This window comes from Pseudomonas sp. B2M1-30 (assembly GCF_025447575.1).
Taxonomy (GTDB): domain Bacteria; phylum Pseudomonadota; class Gammaproteobacteria; order Pseudomonadales; family Pseudomonadaceae; genus Aquipseudomonas; species Aquipseudomonas botevensis.
Window position 1 is genome coordinate 1 of sequence record NZ_JAOEJT010000036.1, and the last position, 606, is coordinate 606.

Genomic DNA, 606 nt, shown 5'->3' on the forward strand with positions numbered 1-606 from the left:
CTGTCGTCGTGGACGTAAACCTCTTCGGTGCCATCGACGTATTGCACCGTGACGCGGCCGGCGTCATCCCAGACGTAGCGGGTGTCCATCTGCGCAAACGACGCCCAGTGGCGTACGCAGCGTGCCGCCTTGCCGGCCCGTTGCCATTCCCAGAAGAAGCTCGCGCCGCCGCTCAACTGGCGTTGCAGGATGACGTGGGCGTCGTCGTAGTCGTAGCGTTCGCTGTCGCCAACGGCGTTGGTGGCTTCGAGCAGGCGATGGCGGGCGTCGTAGCGATAACTGACCAGCGTCTGCTCGGTGTGCCAGGCCTCTTCAAGGCTCGGTGCGGGTCGAAAGCTCTGATAGTCGATGCCGATCAGATGGGCGCGGTCATAACGCAACAACAGCCCGCGACCGGCGCCGTTGTCCAGCCGCTGAACACGGTCCTGACGGTCGCGGCTGATGCGCAAGCGGTTGTCGTATGCATCACTGATCGCCGTCAGACGCCCACTGCGAAAGTGATAAAACCGCGCCGTTTCCCCCGCCAGCGCGAGGATCAATTCCTCCGCTTCATCCCCGAGAAAAATCGCCGCCCGCGACAGACTGTTGTGAATCGCCGGGCGCTCG

The 606-nt window shown here is 63.7% G+C and carries 1 pseudogene; it reads right to left on the minus strand.

The features are described from left to right. Window positions 1-606, minus strand: a pseudogene (locus N8H74_RS29200) (type IV secretion protein Rhs); the annotation flags it as partial.